Raw genomic sequence first — 20,009 nt, forward strand, 5'->3', positions numbered from 1 at the left:
CCCCTTACTAAGACACGTCAGGAACAAACGTCGCAGTGAAGTCGACGTTCGTAGCCCAATCCGCTGCCGGCCCCTGCGCCGCCGTCCCGGCATCACGTCGCGCCCGGGGATAGAACTTCTGCAGGGTTCCACGCATCGACCCGGGAACCGGCATCGTGTACGCAACCCGAATCGGGCCAGGCCGGTCCGCCGCCCACTCCGTGTGCTGCGACTCCTGATGATCAGGGTGAGCGTTCGCCCCCAACTGGAACCAGAACCGCCCCCGAGCCGGCGAACCGTCCACATGCTTGTAGCCAGAAACCGTCATGATCACTTTCACCAACCGCGCATCGTCAGGAATATCGACCGACAACACCCCGGCAGTCTCCGCGAAATGCGGCCACGTCTCCGCAGTTGGCGACTCAATCAGTTCCGGCGTGGTCACCCCAGTGGCCTGGTACGCACGAACCTCGGTCGTTTCGATCGCCCGCTGCAGCTTGCGCAGATCACGAATCATCGCGTTCGTGACCGTCGCTGTCGACGCCGGATACGTGATCAACGCCAACGCATACCCAGTGACGTTCACCAACGCCGGCACATCATCAATCGTGCGTGCAGCCGCCGGCACATTCTGAACAACCGACAGCTTCACCGACTGCCCCACCGGCCACTCCTCCACCGGAGTGTAGAACTTCGGAAGCCCCGGATCCAGGATCTCAAGAAACACCATGTCATGCCGCCCACCAGACGGCACAGACGACCCAGTGCCCGGGATCCCATCCCCGCCATCCCCCAAATAGTTCTGCGCCGTCACCAACGGAAACCCATACGTCTCCCGCTCAGCACCAGGAGCTCGCGACTGAATCAGAGCGTCCCCCACCGCGATCTTCACCCCCGGCCCCGGAGTGTCCATCTGCGTGATCTTCAAATCACCCGACCGCACCACACCAGACCCAGGCCCCGCATCCCGCTGCGTGTTCCGCCGCAACTCAGACCCCGGAATAACTGTCCCGTCAATGTACGAAGCTTGCCCAAAATCGACCATCACACACCCCTAAAAACTCGTGAACGCCGGAGCAACCCGAACATCCAAAGACGAAGAACCCGTAGGGTCATAGCCGCCGAAAAACACTTGATACGAGCCAGGCCGCAACGCCATATCCGACAACCGCGACCCCGCCGGCGACAACGCACCCGGGAACGCCGCCCCGTCACGCTTCACCCACCCATCACTCGTGTTCACCGTGAGGGTCTGGTCATAAGCAAGCTGCCCGGTAAACACCAGGCGCCCCACACCCACAACCTCGATAAACGGGTCACGGATCGGCCCATGCAGCTCGAACACCGGCCACGCCGCCACATCACCACCAACAGTGACCATGTACGACGACTCCCCGCTGCCACCGCCCAGAACGAACGGCACCTCCGCCGAGATCGGCAACCCACCCGTGAACACCGGCACAAACCGGATCGTGGTGGCCTCCTCAGCCCCGTACCAGTGGTCATCGGTGGCGTCGAACACCAGCACGGGTTCATCCGTGCCGTCCCACAGTCCGGAATCATCCGGCATGAAATCTCGGGGCCGGCCGCGCGCGACACGATCACCGACCCGCAGCTCCGCCACCGCCCCAGACTGAGACCGCAACGAATCCGCAGACCACACCGCCGCCAACGCTCGCACCAGCGAACGCACATCAGCTTCACGCTCCGCACGCGTCCCGCCCTCACCAAGCACAGCAAGACTGAGCTCGTGGGACGGTCCCGCTTTGTAGTCTCGGCCCATCTGCCGGCCATCACGCCGTACCCGGTCCCGGTCCGAAGTCCGGTAGCCCGCGGTGCCGCGTTTGAAGTTCGTAATCGCGTAGGGGGTGCCCTCCCCGAACTGGAAAGACACCCCCGCGTAGGTCAAAGACCCACAACTCAGATCAGTCATGAACGCTCCTTACACATACGCGGCGAACCGCCCAGCGGCAGCCTGATCTTCGAAGCCGCGATCCACCGCAGCATCAGCACGGTCATCCATCCACCCCTCGAACTGGCGATCCCCGATGAACACCGTCACCGGGCCCCGGGAACCATCACGATCCGCAGCGATCGCGTCCCATTGCGAATCAGTCAGGATGTGCTCCGGCCGGCCAGTCTTGTTCTCCACCAGCGACACACCAGGCTGCAACCAGCCCCCGTTGTCGTAGAGCGTGGTCCCCGCGTCCGTGCCGATCTTCGGCATGAACACATCGATCGCGGTCTTCGCGGCTTCCTTCGCGAGCCCCGCCGCAGCATCAACCCACATGCCACCCTCGGGGAACGCGCCCTTCACCTGCGACGCCGCCCAATCGATCAGCCCATCCAGCAAGCCCCCGCTATCTCCGAGGTCCTTCCCGAACAAGCCCATGTACGGGGCAGGGTTCACATGGTTGCCGTAGTTCCCCGCACCACCACCGGGCGCGTGAACCATGTAATGCAGGTGCGGGCCGGTCGACATGCCAGTCGAACCGACATACCCAACCCGCTGCCCAGCCTTCACCGGGGTACCCGCCTGCGTTGCGAACCGCGACAAGTGCGAATACCTCGTACCCAGCCCATTCGTGTGCTGGATATACACCTCGTTGCCGCCCATGTTCACACTGCCGGCAAGCCCAACAACACCATCACCCGCCGCGAAGACAGGCGTACCCATCGGCGCGGCAAGATCGATACCGTTGTGGCCCGCGTTGCCCCACGGCTGCGACACCGAATATGAGCCAGCAGGGAGCGGGTTCACCAGGCCGCCCTTGCGGTAGCCCGGGATCTCTCCGTACCGGTTCATGTGCTCGAGCACACCCGGATGATTCCGCATGATCTTCGACGTTGACTCGGCACGCGTCACGAACTCGCGTCCGTGCACGATACCCGCCGCGGTATCCACACCCACATCGCCGGTGTACCCACCAACACGGAACCCCTTGGGCAGTTTCACCTTCGGGATGTTCACGCCGGGGATCATGTTGATCGTGTCGATCAGGCCGTTGATGACCGTCTCAACGACGAACTTCACCGGCTTCTTCGCGAGATCCTGGATACCCTTCCAAGCCGTCCCGATCGCGTCACGAGCTGCCTCGAACGCTTTCTTCGGATCCGACGTTATGACCCGAACCATCGTGTCAATGACGCCCTTCACGGTGTTCCATACGTTCGAAATCACCGCGGAGACCGCATCCCACGCCGGCTTGATGTACTGCTCGTACATCATCCGTGTTCCGAGGCCCAGGAGCTCCCATTTCTCCCGGATCCAGTCCACAACCGGGGAGATGACGTTCACCCAAATCCAGTTCAGGGCATCGCCGATCGCTTGGAATGCGGGCTGGATGTACGTCACCCACATGTACTGGGTCGCGAGGCCAAGCAGTTCCCACTTTTCCTTGATCCAATTCACGACCGGAGAAATGACGTTTGCCCACAGCCACTTAAAGCCTGAGCCGATCAGGTTCACGATTGGCTTGATGAAGGTGAGATAGACGCCTTGGATAACTCCACCGACGATTGCAATGCCAAGCCGGATCGCGGTGAACACCGGCGAGAGGATGGTTTCCCAGAGCCATTTGAATGCCTGACCAAACCAATCCACGACCGGTTTGATAACCGCCCACACGTTCTGAAACGCCTGGCCAAGCCAGGGAACAGCGTTGGTGACCGCAGTGGTAATGATCCCAACGACCCAAGTGAGCGCCTCAGCCAAGAAGCCAATGACCGGCGTAAGTAGATCGGCGATAAGGGCGATCAGGGGAGTCAGGGCATTTGCCAGGATCACAATGATTGGCGAGAGAGCGTTCATGATCGGGGCGAGTGCCCCGACAAGAACGTTCACCAATGGAAGCACCGGCTTGAGAAGAGTCAGTACAGCGTCAGCCACAACGCCGAAAAGCTGCGCGAGAACCGGAAGCAGGTTCCCGAGCGCCCCGGCAAAGATCTCCACGAGTTGCAATAGGGGCGGCATGAGCGCAGGAAGCACCTTCGCGAGCGCACCACCAATGACCCCTGCTACCTGTTGAAGCGCATCACTCACGACTGGCAGTACTGGCGCAAGTGCTTCGAAAATCAGGCCGAGTGGCGTGAACATTGAGAAGTCGACGCCGTTATTCAGTGAGGTGATCAGCCACTCAATCGCCGGGGCAAGGAACTTCCCGATCTTTTCGCCAACGGATGCCGCTATTGTTTCGAGCGGCCCCAGCGCGTTCGTTGTAGCCTGCAATACGGGAGCCAGCGAGGACCAAACGCCGCCAAGCGCGCCAGCCCCAATCCGTCCGAGCGAAGACATGAAGTTCGCCCACGACCCGGAGACAGTGTTCCCCATCTCGCTCGCAACGGTGCCCGCCGCAGTGGTCATCGCAGTTTCGAAGTCCTTGAACCCGATCTTGCCTGCCGAGGCCATCTTGAAGACTTCGTCTGTAGTGACACCCATCTGGGTTGCCAAAGCCTGATAAATCGGCAGGCCGCGGTCCGCTACTTGCTGCAGCGAGTCATTCTGAGCTTTCCCGAGCGAGGCGACCTTGTTATAGATCGAACCCATCTCATCCATGCCAGAACCCGACGCCGCCGCTGAGTTCGCAACCGACTTGAGTACGCCTTCAAGCTCTTTGCCTGGTTTGATGCCTGCGGCAACAGCCCCGGCCGCTGTGGTCGCTGCCGAATCGAGCCCGAACGCTGTGCCTTTAACTGAGGCCAGCGCGTTTGCCATGATCTTGTCGACTTCGGAAGCAGAGTTTCCCAGGCCTCGCAGCTTCGCCGTGGCCTGGTCAATGCTGTTCAGCCGCGAGAAGCCCTTTACTAACGAGGCTCCGATACCCGCTGCAAGCACGCCACCCACTGCCGCAGCGGAGTACTTGAGGGACTTCTTAATGCCGTCAGCAAGACGGCTCCCCATCTGCCCGCCAATGCTGGACATATCGACACCACCGAGGTACTTCCGCACATCGTTCTTGACGCCTGGCATCGCGATCTGAAGGGTCACATAGGCGCTAGCGATTTCGGCACCAGTTTTTGCAGCCATTGCCACCTCCGGGAACGCAAAACGCCCCCGCAGTAACCCGCGAGGGCGTCTATCTGTATGAAATTAGATTTGGCGCGGTATGATCCCGCTATGACTCAAAACGTTGCTCTTCCGCCAAAAGAAACCGGCATCGCAATTGGTTTGACGCTGCTAGGTTTCGTGCTCGTGGCGGGGATGCAGCACTTCTATATGGGCAAGATCGGCCGCGGTATCCTGTGGTTCCTCACAGGAGGGCTCTTCTTCGTGGGCACGATCGTTGATCTATTCACGATGTCCCAGCAGGTAAAAAACGTGAACGCGCGACGCGCAGTAGGTATCTCTTAGTCGCTAAGCACAGCGCGAAGAAGGGCGAGCCGGTCAGTATCAGAGACAGTCTCGCCGGGCCGCGGTTCCACGAATGCGCGCGCCGTGTAGTAGGCATCGCCAGAGGTCAGGGTCCAGTTTGCAGACGCAAGAAAGCCCCGGTCAATGCCGGGGCTTTCTTGACGCATCTCGAGATGCGTCGCTAGCTAAACTTGGCCCACGAAAACGCAATTTCATTCTTGGCGTGATTTAGGTTTCGAGTTCCAATCGAATTTGCGAAACTAATGTCGTTAACAGCAACGTCTATCGGAACCAAAGCCGCCATAACGTCAAGCGCCTGCTCCACACCGAAGTCCTCATCGGGAGGGACCGTAAAAGCGACAACGCATTCCTCGGCTTCTCCAGAGTCATCAACATAGAACTCGATGGCTATCGAGATTGATGCCTTGAGGGCGGTGTCAGCGTCTTCATCAGTCGAGAAACTGATCGAACGTCCGATCTCTTGGCGCGGGCTTAGGCGAGCCTCTTCGTAGAGTTCGCGGCCCAGCTCCGTAAGCGCATCAATGAACTCCGCAGAACTCACAGACTCAAGCTTTACTGCGTCCCCTTCCGTGGGCATGAGTTCGCCACGGGTGTCCAAATCTTCAAAGTACTTGTAAGCATCGTCACGTGCCCCCTTTGAATGCTTAGGGGAGTACGCCAAGAGCCAGCAAACATCGTTCTCCAAGTCATGAACAGTCAACGCGCGTCCTCGCCCAACGTGAAGAGTCTTCACGTTGGGATACGCGTTCACGTTGAGCATGTTCTCGCCCTCGCCGGGAGAGCCACACCTCTTGTTAAAAAAGGTTCGCAGTCCAACATGCAGGGACCCTAAAAAACGAGCATCTCGGTTCGCGTGCGCTGCGTCAAGTCCAAAGTCGTCGACAAGACAGCGTTCAGTTACGCGAAACCTTGTCAATGGAGCGGCTCGTAGCTAGCGTGAAGCGAGTCGGTCTGCGGTTGCTCGCGCGCGCGCTTTAGCGTCAGCCGTCTGCTTTTCCTGCCGTTCGACTGAAGTCATTGCCCGACGCTGCTCGATCGCTTCGCGGACCGCTTCAATGCCCATTGCCCGGACCTTCTCAGCGGTCCCGTTGCTACGCTCCATACCCGAAGCGCTGACGCGCAGAATAGCGGGGGATGAGTTTCGCGTTGCGGTGAGCATGTCTCGACACTACTACACGATGTTGTGAAACCGGCGTGTCGTCCGGGAAATGTAGGTAGCCTAACCCGTTAGCCAACATCTGACCTCTATTCAATGCATCTATCACATACATCGGTCATCGGGCAACCATAACTGATCGGCACACGACGGGTAGACCTGCTCCGGGCGGGGCGCTCAGCCACTAGCTCCGCCAAGCGCTCGGAGCAACGCAAGCCTGTCAGCATCAGAGACAGCCTCGCCAGGCAGCGGTTCCACGAATGCGCGCGCCGTGTAGCGGTGCGGGGATGGCGTGACCCGAAACTTGCCACCAGCTCTCGCCGCCATCCGCGCACCCTCCGCGTTCACTTTCGATTGGACGGGGGCGGACCGCATGAGCTTGTTCAAACCCTGAAGCTTCAGCTTCACCCGAACATCTTTACCCATACAGGCCGCCCCTCATCGTCCACGCGCCCGGTAGCGCCTAGCCTTCGCCAACGCTTGTTCCCGTTTACGTTCCGCGTCCCGCACACCATCAGGCATCGGGCGCGGCTTGATTTTCTTCTTCGAGTTCACCTGAGCCAGAATGTGGGACAACTCCCACAAGCTCGCCGTTTCAGCGGTGACCGCGAGTTCCCCACCGAACCACTCCCCCACAGCACCTCCGCGAGGGAGATACGCTGCAGCGTTCGCGACCGCCCGAACCGATCGCGCTTCTGACCACAAGTCGTCAAGATCGATCCCATAGAAACGGATCAGGTCAGCTTCAAGTCGGTCCGGGCATTCGCGGAGCAGACCGGCGAGGGTCGCTAGTTTTTTGCGCCCGCAGCCTCCAGCGCCTTGCCAAGGAACTCGGCCACCTTCTCCATGTCGTCGGTGCCGAACCCGTCCTCGATCGCGTCCAGCAGGCGGTCGTAACCGTCATCACCGATGAGGCGTTCGATAGCGGCAGCGATCGCGTTCTTCTCCAGCAGGCGAAGGAGACGCGCAGACGATGCGGCGCCCACCGGAACCTCGAACTCGGCGCCTGCGTACTTCACCTTCACGGTCGCAGTGTTCGCGGGCTTATGGTCTGCGGGCTTCTTTGCACTCTTGGTACGGGTGGTTTCAGTCATGGTGACTCCATTTCGTTGAAAGTATGGGTGTGACTCAGAGGAAGAACCTGGGGCGCGGAGTCACCACGCGCCCCAGGCGGTCTAGCTAGGCGTCTTCCGTGTACGCCGGAGCGTTCGTCAGGATGTACGCCTCACCAACGATCTCCGCGGTGAACTCGTACACCGTCATGTCGTCGTTCTTGTGCGAGATGGTTCCGCGCTCGGTGATCTGGATGAGCTCGCAGCAGAGGAACTTCACCACGTCACCGTCAACGAACTTGAACACCGCGGAACGCTCGACCGTGCCGATGCCCTCGGGCAGGTCGACCTTCGCTACCGCAGTTGCGCCAGAACCGGTGACAACCGGTGCACCATGATCGAAGTACAGCTCCGTCACGCCCGGCGTCTCCTCGAGACACTGGAACTTGATCGTCTTCTCCGTCGAAGTCACCTTCACCCGAAGCGTCGCACCGCCCTGCCAGCCCTTGAACTTCGCGGAGTCCGTCGTCACCTCGAAGTCGATGCCATCCTCCGACAGCCACCCGAGCGACTCGAACGGTGTGATTGGATCCGTCAGCGTAGTGGGGAGCGTCGAACCCTTCGGCGCAAGGAACGTCTCTGATTCGAGATCCCCATAAACGCGCACATTCTCGCGATTCTTCATCACTTACCTTCCTTCGCTGCCAGCGCGGCCGGCTTGTCCTGCTCGATGTGAGCGCGGACCTTGCCCTGACCAAGCAACACCCGCTTCTCCCCGCGAGTGACGTCGACCACGTCGCCGCCCTTGTATGTCTTGCCGTCCCTCACGAGACGATTTGCAACCACGACTTTCACCACGGCCACACCTCCCTGAAATAGGAAAGGCCCCGCCAAAAGGCAGGGCCAGAAACAGAAAAAGCCCCCAAGTTAGGGGGCTTGCTTGCCGCGCAACCGCAGCTCGAGAGTGAATTGGTAACGCGGGGAACCATCAACCGGGTCAGGAGCACGCGAGAGCCCGCCGACCTCTCGCACCCGATACACCGGAAGCTCCCCCAACCGGGTGAGCGAGTGCATCCGCCGCTTCGTCAGCGCCGCCAAATCATGCGCGGCACCCCACGACTCCGCCCAGCAAAAGAACGTCACCATCGGACGATCAGCGACCATCCCAGCCGTGCCACCAACCCGAGTGACCTGCACAAACTCCGGAGGCCGCGGACTATCCACCGCCACCGACGCCGGCACACGAACCCTCGAAGTGACTACACCAATCAGTGCAGCCTCAACATTCAGAAACTCGTACGCCTCCATCAGCCAACCACCCGTTTCAGGTTGATGCGGCAGCCAGGTGTGAACCCGAACGGCCCAAAGTCGTATTCCTCAGGCCACCCCACCGCCAGGTAGGCGACCCCCTGAATCGTCACCCTGTCCTTCGGGACGGCGAACGGCTCACGACAGTACAGGTCAAGGTCACGTTCGACACCGGAGTGTTCCGGCCTGGTCTCCTGATCCGTCCCCGGGATCGCCCACCCGTACACCCGCTTCTCGACAGGTGCCGCGAATGTAACAGCAGGGACTCCCATCGAATCCCTGCCACCCTCAACACGCGCCTCATGCAGCACAGTGAACCGCTCAGGGATACTCCCCCGCTTACCCATGGCCAAACCCACCAGACCACGACGTTGGCACCGTGTTTACGACGAACGCCGCCCGCTTCCCGCCACCAGTGAGCTCACGAATCTGCTCATCTGTCAGAACCATCACGCCAGGGTTGTTCCCCCCGAACGTTTCTGACTCCGTGTAAGGGCCGGCCGTGGAGTTCATCTGCCGAGTACCGCGTGGGTTCTTCAACCGCTCAATGACCAAAGCGACCGTGATCTTCACCACGCGTGCCAATGGCAGCTGCTCCGACCCGATACGCTGCGGCACGTCAGGGACGCGCGCCACGATCGTGTCCTCAGCGTCTTCGATCAACGCTTTGAGCTGCTCCGGGGTTGCCGGGATCTCTTCCTCAAGCAACCACCGAGCCTCAACATCTTCCGGGGTTGCCCAAGGCATTACTGCTGGGTCTTCCGGGGACGTCCACGCGGCTTCGAGGGTGCAGGCTCAGGCTCCTCCGCAAGCGGATCGAACTCTTCCCCAGCTTCCTCACCCGGAGTTTCCTCCGGTGCAGGCTCAGGCTCCTCACCAGTCAGATGCACACCAGCGCGAACCCCCTTAGGCACTTCGTCACCCGCCACCAGCACGTGACCGTCAACGTGGACGGCCCCCTCAAAATCGTCGCGAATCCTCGCCATGTTTCCTCCCGGAATCAGTGAGGGCGGGACAAGCGTCAGCCAGCCCCGCCCTCGCAGGTCATCTAGAGAACCTTCGCCGCCAGTGACAAGTTCGGGTTCGTGAGCACCGGCAGGCCGATAGCTGCACCGTGCACCCACACGCCAATCGGGTCGATCGTCTTGTATGCGCCGACGACGAGGCCACCCTGCTCTTCGGAGGGCAGGTTGTAGTCCGGCTCCGACGCCTCGAGCGTGGTGCCCCAGAACGAACCGCCCAGGTCGGTGCCCTCGGCGTTGTTCGGGTCAGTCGCTGCGGGGAGCAGGTACACCTTGTCCTCTGGGGTGACGCGGGTGTTCGCGCCGCCAACCTTCACACGCCGATCGAAGATCTCGAACGCCGGCAGGCCGAACGCTTCGAGGATCGTGTTGAACGTTGCACGAGTGATCACCGTCGGCGCCGGGCCGCTACCCGCGACGAGCGCGCGCACTGCGGCCGACTTCAGGGCAGCATTGAGCACCTTCGTGGAGGTGAGGATCGTTCCCGGCTCTTCACCGTTCTCAGCGACGTACGCGGCACGCCACGCCTCGATGTCCTTCAGCGGGTCCGCGTCAGTTGCCGACCACAGGTTCGCTGCAGTGGCCGAAAAGTCCGGGCGGCGTTCGAAGTCGGCGTTCGCGATGAAGCCGCCCTCGTTGATCGCGACCTTCGCGGTGTCGATGACGCGGCCACGCTCCAGCTCGAAGCGATCCGAAACGGACCGTGCGACCTGCGCAGCGTACTTCTCGAGCGTGGGACGAACAGACTCGTCAGCAACGTTTCCGTTGCGGCGCAGCTGGTCGTACTCCGAGTTGCGAAGCTTCCGACCCAGCGGGGGAAGCTCGAGCGTGACCCGCTCGCCGCCCTTGACGTCACCGATCGAGGTCTCCGCGTCGTACGCACGGTACTCCGCAACCTCGGTCAGGCCGCCTTCGCCGCGAACGAAGCGTGCAACGATGTCGGAGATCGTTCGGTTCGGGAGCCAGCGCGAGAGAGAACCCTTCTGCGCCTCGTAGTCCTCAAGCGTCTGGCGGGCGTACCCGGTCAGCTCTGCGGGCTCAACAACATCAGTCCAAAGTGCCATGTGCTAATCCCCTTCCTTAAACAAACACGAACGAGGTCGCGTTGGTGGGTGCGGTGAAAGCCACCGGCAGCTTTGCCACGATGACGCGGCCGTGGTCGATCAGCGGCGCCACGATGTCTCCGCCGCCCCCCTTCACAGCCTGATCAGTGAGCAGGAAGCCCACGAACACTTCGCCTTCCGCAGCGGTGTACGGTGCAACCTTCGTGCCCGCCTTGGCAAGCGGCGTACCCGCAGGGATGATCCCTGCGGTAACCGTCGCTGTGGCGAGCTTCGAGCGGTCAATGGTCACCGTTCGGGCGTTGTCCACGCCGTGACGGGAACCGAGCCACGACAGCTTCGAACCGCCGTAGCTTTCCTTAGTGAGAGTCAGATCCATCAGGATCCCCTTCCGTGTCGAGTTACTTGGAACGGGCTTTTGCCCGCTCCCGTCCAGCAGCGAAGGAGCCAGCGGCAGCCTGGTCTGTACCAGTGCCCGAACTTGGGACGTAGTTCAGAGGCGGCTTGGGGGTACCAAGAAGTGGCGCGAGAAGATCGGCATGAGCCTCCAGCTCTTCCTTCGTGCCCCCACGCAGCGCACCAACCGGCACATTCTTGGCCGCAGCAACCGATTCGGCAACCTTCGCGAGTGCCGCAGCAGCTTCAGCATCAGCTTTCGCCGCCGCATCAGCCGCTTCACGGTCCGCGATCACCTTCTCAGCCGCCACCGCCCGAGCCTCCGCCTTCTCAAGGTCCGTGCGGTTCTTTTCTTCGAGCTCATCGAGCCGAGCCGCCTTGGCCTTCACATCGTCGTAGTCGGCAAATTTGCCCCGTTCCCGGTCGAGCCGCGCCGAGATGATCGCGTTGAGCTCTTCCTGAGTTGCAGGAGGCGTGAATCCTGCGTTGTTACCGCCACTGGGGGTTACCGGATCTACCTGTTCGGGCATGTGTTTTACTCCTTCACCTCGCTGTTGACCGCCGCGAGTGCTCAGCGTGCGCCCCAAAGGGCATGAAAAAAGCCCCCACTACTGCGGAGGCTCTTCCCGCCCTCAAGAGAGCGGGAAGAATAGTTACCGGGTGCCGTGGTAGCGGCGCCACTCCGCGAGAATGTCTTTCGTCGCGGAGAGCGAGGTACCGGCACCGTCGTTGTTTGACTGCTGATACATTTCCTCGAAGTCATGCCGGGTAGCAGCCGCAAGAGAAGCCATCTCAGTTCCCGGGTACAAGGGCACAACAACGCAGTGGCATTCATCGTGGCTGGCTGTCCCCGACCATGACACACCGCCCCGTTCGTACTGCACGGCGCCACCTGCTGAAACTCCCGACTTGTACGCCATCCACGGCGGACGGGAAGCGAGCATTCCGCAGAACGCGCAACAACCCGGCCGAGGCATCCGCTGGAACTTGATTCCCTGCTGGCCACCGTTAAGCAACATCGTGTCTCGAGATGCATCCATGATCGACCTTGCCACCGATCCCGACAGCCGAGATTCGACCGTTGACTGCACTGACTCATCAAGCAGCGGTGCGACTGCCCACCTTGCGGTTGCTTCCACCTTCGCCGGAGGAATTCCAACAGGTGCAGTCTCAGCGTAGAACACGCCACGACGGCCTGCTTCCATGCGTAGATCCTCAATAAACGCTGCCGCGAGTTCCCCTGACGCGGTCAGGTATGGGGCCAGCACCTCCGGTAGCGCCTCGATGAGAGCATCACGCACCGAAGCTACTGGCCCACCTGAAACAGCCCGCAAAACAGCGGCCACGTCAGTATCGGCCAAGGCCCGCAACTGCATCAGTTGAGTGCGATGTTCGTTGACCATTGACGAAGCCGACATGGCACCACCTCGCTACTCGTCCGCCTGCTTGATCGTGATCGGTTGGCCCGGGATGAATTTCAAACCTGGCAGGCCGGCACGGTCAGCGGCATCGTTGGCGTCAACACCTGCACGCCGAAGCACTCCAACAGCGTCAGCCTTGACTTTGAGCACCTGCGCCGCGCTCAGTTCGTCAGCCGGGCTGACCGGCTGACCGGCTGGCTGTGCAGCGCTTGTCTGAGCAAGACGTTCCACCAGCGGAGCAATACTCGAGCGGCGCCGATGCGCCTTCAACCGCTCCACAGTTGGGCCGTCATGCCCGAACCCTTCGATGGCAACATCAGAATCAGCCATCCACGGAAGAGCAGCGATCTCCTTGCCCATTGCATCAGCAGTCGCCGCCCGCGTCGGCGTAGAAGGATCCCGCCACAACGGCGAGAACCCCGAAACCTCCGCGGCAAGCGACAGCGAAAACTCACTCCCAGCAAGCACAGCAATCGCGTTCAGGGCGAGGCTTGATCGGGCAGCGTTCAACCAATCGATCTCGGTCTCTGCGATCGACACCAACTCAGCTTCATGGGCGATGATCGCCTCAGCCGATGATGGGTTGTCGTGCAGGATCCCAAGGAAGCTCGACGGGATCGATGTCTCGCCGGAGAACATCATTGCCACAGTCCGGAGGTGATCCGAGTGGGGCTGCATCGACATCTGCGCAAACTGTCCAACGGTTACCCGCTGATTCTCGTACTTGTCCTCGTCATCAGGGACTGCAAGCAGTGCGCCCAACATTGATTCCCACCCCGTGCGAGGCTCTCCGTTCTCGCCAACAAACATGTCCTCAGTCGCACCCAGCATGTACCGCTGCGGGGAAGAGAAGAACTCCGCCGAGACTTCCTGGCGGAGCATCACACGCACTGCCATATCGGTCAGTGCCATCACTGGGCGGGTAATGCGAGACCGCCCAAAGAGCTGGTCTGCCTCGCCGCCGATCACATATGCGGTGCAGAGCACCCGGCCTGGGGTCGTCGGGAACACATCAACAACACCCCAGTCACGCCCCCGTTTCCGGATCGCCAACGTTTGCCCTGGCAAGCTCATGTTGAAGCCACCATCAACGACCTCAAGTGCCGCGACAATTCGACGCGACCTCGGGTCCTGCAACGCGGTAGCCGTCAACGCCGAACATACCGAATGCACAACCTCTGGCTCACCGATGCTCGTGTCCCCCGCCGACGTGAATACGAACGACACCCCATGACGCGCTGCAGCACCGATCGCCATCCGCTCAACCAGCTGCACGTCGGTGGAACTGAAATGCCTGTTCACATCCTCGAGCACTGCCGAGTCATTCACCGACGCGAACAGGCGCGGACGCAGCCGACGGGTAAGCACACCGCACGATTTCTCCGGCCACCCAAGGACAGCCTGAAACGAAGCCATATGAGGCGGGATCGAGAACCCCACCTGGTCCAAGGTCTTCTTGCTGTCGGCGTATCGAACCAAAAGCCTGTTCCGGCGCTTCAACCTGTTCAGCTGATCATGGAGCTTATTGAACGTCTTCGTCTCGTCATCAGAAAGGACACGAAAATCCGTCATGAAATCACCGGCCCATCACAAGTAGTTTCCGTTGCCCACCCTCGGCAGGCTTCCCGGACCGTCGATGCAAACCAGCAAACGCAAGCGTCGCAGCCACCAACGGTGAAATATCCACAGACGACGAAGCCGCCCATTTCCAAAGAGTCGATTCCCCGTCTTTACGCCCAGCACCCGAAACCGCGTCGTTGAGTTCCTGCTGCCCGGTATGCACAATCCGCATCTGTGAGATCGCGTCGAACAAGGCGCCGCACGCGCGAAGGTACTCGCGATACTTCACAGCCCACACCCGGATCCGCAGCCGGCGTAGTTCCCCCAGGATCGTCCCCGTCGCGGCGAGCTCATCAATCACGATGGCCACCGGGTTGTACTGAGCTTTCAGCTCAGCAAGCCGATCAGCAACCCAGTCAGTACCGACACGACGGTCAATGAGCACCAACGAGGTCCGCCCATTTCCAAGATCGCCCGCCATGACAATCGAAGCCGAATCGCGAGATCGCGGAATATCAACCGCGAACGCTACCCGCCCGATCTCGCGTGTCTCAGTCTCGACGGTGAGAGCGTCACCGGCGGACTCAGCCCAAGGCTTCTGCGGGATGATCCCGCTGCCACCCAGCTTCGCCCAGATGCCGAGGCGTTCACGCTTGAACCCCTCGTCACTGCCAGTCTCGCCAACGAGGGTGTCGTACTCGTCTTGAACGAATTCCTCCGAGATCCGGTAGCCAAGACTGGGGTTCGCCTCATACCAACCGTCTCGGTCAAGCGGATCAGTATCGTCAGCGGTCGACCATTCGTAGTAGGCGAGGCGTCCAGTGGATTCCTTTTGCGCCTGCGCCCGAAGCGAAGCCAACAAATCAGAGTCGAGCATCCCTGCAGACGATGTGAACCAGACCTGCGGATTGCCCTCGATCGACTTCGCCGCCATCGTCGGCAACAGTGCATCCATCTCAGCGGACTTCAACGCGTACGCCTCATCCAGAACTACAAGATCGCCAGTGAAACCACGGCCAGAACCGCCAGAGCGAGCCGCGAACTGAAGTTTGTTCCCGTTCTTCATCGTGATCGCAGGGTTGTTGCCCGTGCGGAACCCGTCAATCTCTCGCAGGTCATCGTCGGCAGACATGCCGGCGCCGCCCTTCACCTCCGCAAGGAGCGGAGAAGCCTTGATCCGGTTCATGAGCGCGATCATCGAGTTGTTCGCCGTCTTGAACTCATGCGCGGTGTGAATGATCACGCCCTCGTTGAACAGCAGCAGTCCGGCGAGCTCACGTGCCTCAAGTACAGCGTTCTTGCCGTTCTGACGCGGGACTACCAAGCAAGTGCGAAACGCCGACCAACGGCCATCAACTCGTTCCCCCAGCGATCCACGGAGCACATGCTCCTGCCACGGATACAGGCCAAGCCCCGCGACCGCCGCAAGATCCACAGCATCATCAGCCGCCGAAGAATGAAACAGAGGGTACGACTCAATTCGAGGAAGCTGCGAGCCTCTCCGCACGCTTTCGAGCGATCTCGTCAAGAGCACTCACCTCCGGCTTACTCGCACTCTCGAGACGCCTAATCAGCGACACAATCTCCATGCGTTGTTTCGCCAGCGCGGCAGCACCCTGCGCAACACCGGAATCCATCTGAGCTTTAATCCACGCCAACGTGTCATAGGCCTCATCGAGTTCATCGATCGTCCGCGACGGCCCCACCAGATCAGGAACCGCCGCAAGCTGCGCACGCACCCTCGCAGCCTGATCAGCACGGCGCTCATCAGACCGACGCTGCTTATCCGCAGCCACCTCCGCAAGACACTCAGCACACGCGTCTTCACCGTTACGACGGTGCCGGCGGTACGCAGCCAACGTGCCACAAGGCTTCAACGGAGCAGCCACATCAACCTCCTTGTCAGTGCCGCACCACGAATGTCAGACCGCACACATGCCCTGTGCAAAAAGTCACTATGCCGCGAGCCTGACTTTGGGGGCCAGGGGGAGGTGGAGCCCCCAGGGGTGCGATTGGGCCTGGTTGGTACCTTGTGTGTTGGTTGTCTGCCTGGTTACCAGTTGAGTGCCGTTTTTGGTGGTTGGTCAATGGTTGTGACGCGGTTCGAGCGGCTGCTGTTGCATGAGCGATGTGCTGCTCGTATTTCGCCGTATAGATGTCCGCCTTTGGAGCGTGGTTGCACGTGATCGGCTGTGAACGCGAGTCTGTGCCTCCATGGCAGCGTGTAGTCGATGGGTTTGCGGCACAACCAGCAGTCTTGCTTGAGTGCTTTGAGTGCTGATGTTCGTTTGCGGTAGGTCTTGTCATCGAGGCCTCGCATCGTTCGATCCTCCTTGGCTTCGTGCTTCACGCATGTGCGGGCCCCTTCGCCCTCGTGCTCCTCGCTGGCTTGTTGTCGGCGTGTGGCACGACGTCGAGTGCCTTGCCCCTACCCGTGGGGGCCGTTGTGCGGCACGGAGGCCTCGCATGTCAGCCCCGGAGGCATCAACTACGACCGCCCCGGGCGTTCGAACGACACCCCGGGGGAACAGATTGGGCACCCCGGGGTGTTCATCGCGCGGTTGTCATGCGGCGAGGGCGTGAGTGGCAGGCGTGAGGTGCGCGTATCTCGCGTCATCCGGCGCCCAATGTGTGACAACTGGATCGAGTTCTCGTCGATTCCTGTCTGCCCGCCATTCGCTCATGCTGAGATCTCGCTTGTCACTGTTGCATGGACCACATGAAGGGAGGATGTTGCCGATGTTGTTGGCGCCACCACGTGCTAGAGCAACCACATGCTCGGCTTGCACTTCGGTGAGTGCGGTTGGTGTTCGGCAGTATGCGCACGCTTTGTCGAACTTTGCCCACAGTCGAACTACCTCACCCCAGGTGTAGGTGCCGCGCGCACCGTACTCGCGGCCTCGGCGCCGCGTGCGACTTGCCCTTGATTTACATGCATTCTGGCAGTACTCGGTTGTCGCACGGTTGCTTTGGAAGGTGGCCTCGCACCACCCGCATTCGATTGTGAATGGGCTGGCTGGCTTTGGTGGTGTCCATTCGCATGTCTTTCCGGTCATGCGCGCCATGTGATCTTTGGGGAGGTGCTGCGTTCGGGGCCCGTACTTGTCGTAATCACGGCAGAGGTATGAGCAATACGCCGCGGCGTATCGTTTCTGGTTGCGCTTCTCGCGGCTGAACACTGTGCCGCAGCAGGAGCAGTCGATGCTCTCGAATGCTCGCCAGCTACTGCGCGGGCATGGTCGGCCTTCCGCTTTGCGTCGAGCCGTGTAGGCCCGCATTGCTGCGGCCTTCGCGTCTTTGCAGAGGTGGCACCTGCACCCTGCTGAGTACCCCGAAGTGGATCCGCACCGTTCTTTTTCTCTGCATTCACGGCATGTTATTCGCGCTGCGCTGGTCTTCGAGCGGGTTACGGTCTTGCCGCAATTTGTGCACGAGTCTTGCTGTGGCATCGTTGCCTCCCATGTCGGTGGGGGAAATGGAAAATGCCCACCGCGACAGCGCCAACTGTCCGTGGGCTCTCACCTCCGACAAGGTGATCGGTCTATGCGTTTAGCGGTTCAGTCGGCCGCGGATCTCTTGAAAGCGTGGAGCTGATCTGCGCGGTCAACTTCTCCGCACTCTTCTGCTGCTAGTTGCGAGCTGTACTTGGCCCCGCATTCAGGGCAGCTGGCGAACGTGTCACTCGCCATTGACTCGGCCCCAGTCCTCGGAGGTAAGGATGGGTTCCGGCTTCCCGGTCTCGTTCACCACTATCTGAGTTGAGCCACCGGTATGCCCAAGCATCTGATGCTGAGCGACATGATCGCCTGCTCCGACGGTGGGAGTCAGATGGGAGTAGACCGTTTCGCCGGGAGGCTCAGTGATTGATGGGATCATTGGACTTTCCACGAGGATCGGCACCCAGAGGATGTGCATCCATTCGTCGTGGCCGATGCTTTCGACCTGTGGCCCGCCCTCAGCGAGTAGCCAGGGCAGAGCTTCACTGTCGATGGTGAGCTTGTGGCTGTCGACTTGGTAGCTGCCCGCGAGGTGAGCGCCAGTGCTTTCGAAGGTGCAGCGTCCATTTGTGCACATGGGTGTCACTCCTTGGTGGTGGGGATCTCGGCTACTCGCACAGTGATGCCGCTGGGCCAGGCCCTGAGCTTCACGGTGCGGGGTTCCTCCGCGCGTTCCGGTGCGCTCATCGTCGCCTCCTGTGGGCGTGTGCCCCTCGCACTCGCACCCGTATGGTGTGTGCGTCGCCTTGTGTGGTGCGCTGGGGTGGTGCGGTGCGGGGAAGCTGCCGTGCGTATTCTCGTAGGCATGGGCGAAAAAGAGTTGCCAAGGACTAGTCGACCGGCCGAGTCCGCGTTGCGTGCTGTTGGGGTCACGGACCTGGTTGAGCTCGCGAAGTGGACACGTGCTGACTTGGCAGCGCTGCACGGGGTAGGTCCGAAAGCTATCCGGATTCTGGGTGAAGCGCTCTCGGCGGCTGGGCTGGCATTCAGCGGCGAATGACCCCACACACGGCGGGGCCTCCTGTCTGGGTGGCGGGGTACATTGCGTGCGGGTGCCCCTCGTCGTTGAGGTGCCACCCCTGTCGGGTTTGGGCCCGCCCCCGTTCAATGTTGGGGGCTTCCTGCTGCCGGGTCGCCCGTTCCTGCAGGGGCACAGCAGCAAGTCGCCCGCGGATTCCGGCACCTGAGCGCCTCCTCCGATTCAGGCTGTACATGCTGATATGGTTGACGCCCGCGCCTTCAAAGATGAAAGTAGCCACAATGATCAAGATGTCCGGCAATGGTTTTGATGCTGACGCGATTATGCAGAACATGATCAATGCGGCTCATGAGAAGATGGCGCAAGCGGCCGCAGATGGTGCGATCGAGCAAGGCGTTTCCAGCGTGGCAGAGGCAGAAGCTTTAAAGTTCGACCTGAAGTCAGATTCCCCCGAAGTGGATCTTGAGAAGGTTGAGCGCTTAGCACGCGAGATCCTCGTCCGGCGCTTGAGCTAACCCACCTCCCGCCGTCGACGGCAGCCAGAGCGTTGCTCCGCCAGTCCAGTCACCAGTCGGGGTATCGGTCGCCGCGGTATTGTTCGTCGCAGCAGAGCAGGGCGGCACGGGTTGATGGGTAGCGTCGGCCGCAGTCTTGGCATGCGGGCTGGTCGCTCATCGTCGCCTCCTGTGTAGTTTGTGGAGTAGCCCCGTGTACAGGTCTGTGTGGAGGTGTGCGAGCGTCTCGTTGAAGTGTGTGAGGTGGTCGCGTGCCAGTGCATCGTCGGGCAGTGTTGCGCCGTAGAGTGCGTGGGCTGCGTGGGCCATCTCGTGCGAGATTACGTCGTGGGTGAGGTGCTCTTCGTTGAGCTGCACGAGGATCTGCGTTGCGCGTTCTTCTTCATCCCACCATGCCTGGGTGACTCCCTGAGCGCGTTCGCTGAGCGTCTCACCAGTGAACGCTGCAGCCGCTGCCAGCATGGCCTCCGCGGTCGCGTGCACGTGCGCATGGACGGTAACTCGGCTGCCGAGCGCTGTTGACGCCAGCCGGTAACAGTCACTCATCGTGCGCCTCCGTGGGTGTGTGTCCCTCGCACTCGCACCCGTCTACGACGGTTGCCCGCCACGGTGACGTAGCTTGATGGTGCGCGTTGGCGCGGTGCGCCCTCCCCGGTAAGTGAGAGGGCGCACCATCCTGCTTGGTACTACTG

Annotated in this window: 22 protein-coding genes; 2 read left to right on the forward strand and 20 right to left on the reverse strand. The window is 61.0% G+C overall.

The genetic code is table 11. The features are described from left to right. Positions 1-7 precede the first annotated feature (7 nt). From EV139_RS04270 to EV139_RS04280, 3 genes are all read right to left on the reverse strand, one after another. A complete protein-coding gene (locus EV139_RS04270; RefSeq protein WP_130453082.1) occupies positions 8-709 on the reverse strand; it encodes a hypothetical protein in 702 nt (233 codons plus the stop codon). 324 nt (positions 710-1,033) lie between these two features. Continuing rightward, positions 1,034-1,912 (reverse strand): hypothetical protein, encoded by an 879-nt coding sequence (locus EV139_RS04275; RefSeq protein ID WP_130453083.1) that lies wholly within the window; start codon positions 1,910-1,912, stop codon positions 1,034-1,036. A 9-nt stretch (positions 1,913-1,921) separates the two neighbouring features. Beyond that, complete coding sequence (locus EV139_RS04280) at positions 1,922-5,005, reverse strand: peptidoglycan DD-metalloendopeptidase family protein (protein WP_130453084.1); 3,084 nt, start codon at positions 5,003-5,005, stop codon at positions 1,922-1,924. 90 nt (positions 5,006-5,095) lie between these two features. Between EV139_RS04280 and EV139_RS04285 the strand changes: the two genes are divergently transcribed. Continuing rightward, positions 5,096-5,329: an NINE protein gene (locus EV139_RS04285; protein WP_198677449.1), complete on the forward strand. Its 234-nt coding sequence runs from the start codon at positions 5,096-5,098 to the stop codon at positions 5,327-5,329. A 181-nt stretch (positions 5,330-5,510) separates the two neighbouring features. Here EV139_RS04285 and EV139_RS04290 read toward each other — a convergent pair whose 3' ends face one another. The 16 genes from EV139_RS04290 to EV139_RS04365 all read right to left on the reverse strand — a co-directional run bounded on the left by EV139_RS04290 (position 5,511) and on the right by EV139_RS04365 (position 18,400). Next, complete coding sequence (locus tag EV139_RS04290) at positions 5,511-6,110, reverse strand: hypothetical protein (RefSeq protein WP_130453086.1); 600 nt, start codon at positions 6,108-6,110, stop codon at positions 5,511-5,513. Positions 6,111-7,294: 1,184 nt separating this feature from the next. Further along, complete coding sequence (locus tag EV139_RS04295; protein ID WP_130453087.1) at positions 7,295-7,600, reverse strand: hypothetical protein; 306 nt, start codon at positions 7,598-7,600, stop codon at positions 7,295-7,297. Positions 7,601-7,685: 85 nt separating this feature from the next. After that, on the reverse strand, positions 7,686-8,243 hold the full coding sequence (locus EV139_RS04300) for a phage tail tube protein (protein ID WP_130453088.1): 558 nt from the start codon (positions 8,241-8,243) through the stop codon (positions 7,686-7,688). After that, entirely contained in the window at positions 8,243-8,416 is a 174-nt protein-coding gene (locus tag EV139_RS15815) for a hypothetical protein (protein ID WP_198677450.1), read from the reverse strand. Before EV139_RS15815 ends, EV139_RS04300 begins: the two co-directional genes overlap by 1 nt. Before the next feature lie 449 nt (positions 8,417-8,865). Beyond that, positions 8,866-9,138: a hypothetical protein gene (locus EV139_RS04305; protein ID WP_130453089.1), complete on the reverse strand. Its 273-nt coding sequence runs from the start codon at positions 9,136-9,138 to the stop codon at positions 8,866-8,868. A 67-nt stretch (positions 9,139-9,205) separates the two neighbouring features. Then, positions 9,206-9,574 carry a hypothetical protein gene (locus tag EV139_RS04310; protein WP_130453090.1) on the reverse strand — a complete coding sequence of 123 codons (369 nt, stop codon included), beginning with the start codon at positions 9,572-9,574 and terminating at the stop codon, positions 9,206-9,208. Between the two features lie 340 nt (positions 9,575-9,914). Then, positions 9,915-10,952 (reverse strand): major capsid protein, encoded by a 1,038-nt coding sequence (locus EV139_RS04320; protein ID WP_130453092.1) that lies wholly within the window; start codon positions 10,950-10,952, stop codon positions 9,915-9,917. 16 nt (positions 10,953-10,968) lie between these two features. Further along, positions 10,969-11,328 (reverse strand): potassium transporter, encoded by a 360-nt coding sequence (locus tag EV139_RS04325; RefSeq protein WP_130453093.1) that lies wholly within the window; start codon positions 11,326-11,328, stop codon positions 10,969-10,971. 22 nt (positions 11,329-11,350) lie between these two features. After that, positions 11,351-11,875, reverse strand: coding sequence for a hypothetical protein (locus EV139_RS04330; protein WP_130453094.1), 525 nt, complete (start codon positions 11,873-11,875; stop codon positions 11,351-11,353). Positions 11,876-11,998: 123 nt separating this feature from the next. Next, the gene (locus EV139_RS04335; protein WP_130453095.1) at positions 11,999-12,748 is read right to left on the reverse strand and encodes a VG15 protein; all 750 of its coding nucleotides are present in this window, start codon (positions 12,746-12,748) and stop codon (positions 11,999-12,001) included. Between the two features lie 27 nt (positions 12,749-12,775). Continuing rightward, a complete protein-coding gene (locus EV139_RS04340) occupies positions 12,776-14,338 on the reverse strand; it encodes a phage portal protein (RefSeq protein ID WP_130453096.1) in 1,563 nt (520 codons plus the stop codon). 4 nt (positions 14,339-14,342) lie between these two features. Beyond that, the gene (locus EV139_RS04345) at positions 14,343-15,761 is read right to left on the reverse strand and encodes a terminase large subunit (RefSeq protein ID WP_130453097.1); all 1,419 of its coding nucleotides are present in this window, start codon (positions 15,759-15,761) and stop codon (positions 14,343-14,345) included. Positions 15,762-15,801: 40 nt separating this feature from the next. After that, complete coding sequence (locus tag EV139_RS04350; protein WP_130453098.1) at positions 15,802-16,215, reverse strand: hypothetical protein; 414 nt, start codon at positions 16,213-16,215, stop codon at positions 15,802-15,804. Between the two features lie 164 nt (positions 16,216-16,379). After that, positions 16,380-16,646 carry an HNH endonuclease gene (locus EV139_RS16275; RefSeq protein ID WP_130453493.1) on the reverse strand — a complete coding sequence of 89 codons (267 nt, stop codon included), beginning with the start codon at positions 16,644-16,646 and terminating at the stop codon, positions 16,380-16,382. A gap of 244 nt (positions 16,647-16,890) precedes the next feature. Beyond that, positions 16,891-17,775, reverse strand: a complete 885-nt coding sequence (locus EV139_RS16280; RefSeq protein WP_130453099.1) for an HNH endonuclease — start codon at positions 17,773-17,775, stop codon at positions 16,891-16,893. A gap of 229 nt (positions 17,776-18,004) precedes the next feature. Then, a complete protein-coding gene (locus EV139_RS04365; protein WP_130453100.1) occupies positions 18,005-18,400 on the reverse strand; it encodes a hypothetical protein in 396 nt (131 codons plus the stop codon). A 683-nt stretch (positions 18,401-19,083) separates the two neighbouring features. Here EV139_RS04365 and EV139_RS04375 point away from each other — a divergent pair. After that, positions 19,084-19,317: a hypothetical protein gene (locus EV139_RS04375; protein ID WP_130453102.1), complete on the forward strand. Its 234-nt coding sequence runs from the start codon at positions 19,084-19,086 to the stop codon at positions 19,315-19,317. Between the two features lie 156 nt (positions 19,318-19,473). Here the strand turns inward: EV139_RS04375 and EV139_RS04380 are convergent, their stop codons facing one another. Continuing rightward, positions 19,474-19,863 (reverse strand): hypothetical protein, encoded by a 390-nt coding sequence (locus EV139_RS04380; protein ID WP_130453103.1) that lies wholly within the window; start codon positions 19,861-19,863, stop codon positions 19,474-19,476. Positions 19,864-20,009 lie beyond the last annotated feature (146 nt).

This window comes from Leucobacter luti (genome assembly GCF_004217175.1).
Taxonomy (GTDB): Bacteria; Actinomycetota; Actinomycetes; order Actinomycetales; family Microbacteriaceae; genus Leucobacter; species Leucobacter luti.

Excerpts from the sequence above, each read along its gene's own strand:
- EV139_RS04270 (WP_130453082.1), bottom strand. The coding sequence starts at position 709 with ATGGTGTTTCTTGAGATCCTGGATCCGGGGCTTCCGAAGTTCTACACT.
- EV139_RS04275 (WP_130453083.1), bottom strand. The coding sequence starts at position 1,912 with ATGACTGATCTGAGTTGTGGGTCTTTGACCTACGCGGGGGTGTCTTTC.
- EV139_RS04280 (WP_130453084.1), bottom strand. The coding sequence starts at position 5,005 with ATGGCTGCAAAAACTGGTGCCGAAATCGCTAGCGCCTATGTGACCCTT.
- EV139_RS04285 (WP_198677449.1), top strand. The coding sequence starts at position 5,096 with ATGACTCAAAACGTTGCTCTTCCGCCAAAAGAAACCGGCATCGCAATT.
- EV139_RS04290 (WP_130453086.1), bottom strand. The coding sequence starts at position 6,110 with ATGCTCAACGTGAACGCGTATCCCAACGTGAAGACTCTTCACGTTGGG.
- EV139_RS04295 (WP_130453087.1), bottom strand. The coding sequence starts at position 7,600 with ATGACTGAAACCACCCGTACCAAGAGTGCAAAGAAGCCCGCAGACCAT.
- EV139_RS04300 (WP_130453088.1), bottom strand. The coding sequence starts at position 8,243 with ATGAAGAATCGCGAGAATGTGCGCGTTTATGGGGATCTCGAATCAGAG.
- EV139_RS04305 (WP_130453089.1), bottom strand. The coding sequence starts at position 9,138 with ATGGGAGTCCCTGCTGTTACATTCGCGGCACCTGTCGAGAAGCGGGTG.
- EV139_RS04320 (WP_130453092.1), bottom strand. The coding sequence starts at position 10,952 with ATGGCACTTTGGACTGATGTTGTTGAGCCCGCAGAGCTGACCGGGTAC.
- EV139_RS04325 (WP_130453093.1), bottom strand. The coding sequence starts at position 11,328 with ATGGATCTGACTCTCACTAAGGAAAGCTACGGCGGTTCGAAGCTGTCG.
- EV139_RS04330 (WP_130453094.1), bottom strand. The coding sequence starts at position 11,875 with ATGCCCGAACAGGTAGATCCGGTAACCCCCAGTGGCGGTAACAACGCA.
- EV139_RS04335 (WP_130453095.1), bottom strand. The coding sequence starts at position 12,748 with ATGGTCAACGAACATCGCACTCAACTGATGCAGTTGCGGGCCTTGGCC.
- EV139_RS04340 (WP_130453096.1), bottom strand. The coding sequence starts at position 14,338 with ATGACGGATTTTCGTGTCCTTTCTGATGACGAGACGAAGACGTTCAAT.
- EV139_RS16275 (WP_130453493.1), bottom strand. The coding sequence starts at position 16,646 with ATGCGAGGCCTCGATGACAAGACCTACCGCAAACGAACATCAGCACTC.
- EV139_RS16280 (WP_130453099.1), bottom strand. The coding sequence starts at position 17,775 with ATGCCACAGCAAGACTCGTGCACAAATTGCGGCAAGACCGTAACCCGC.
- EV139_RS04365 (WP_130453100.1), bottom strand. The coding sequence starts at position 18,400 with ATGTGCACAAATGGACGCTGCACCTTCGAAAGCACTGGCGCTCACCTC.
- EV139_RS04375 (WP_130453102.1), top strand. The coding sequence starts at position 19,084 with ATGATCAAGATGTCCGGCAATGGTTTTGATGCTGACGCGATTATGCAG.
- EV139_RS04380 (WP_130453103.1), bottom strand. The coding sequence starts at position 19,863 with ATGAGTGACTGTTACCGGCTGGCGTCAACAGCGCTCGGCAGCCGAGTT.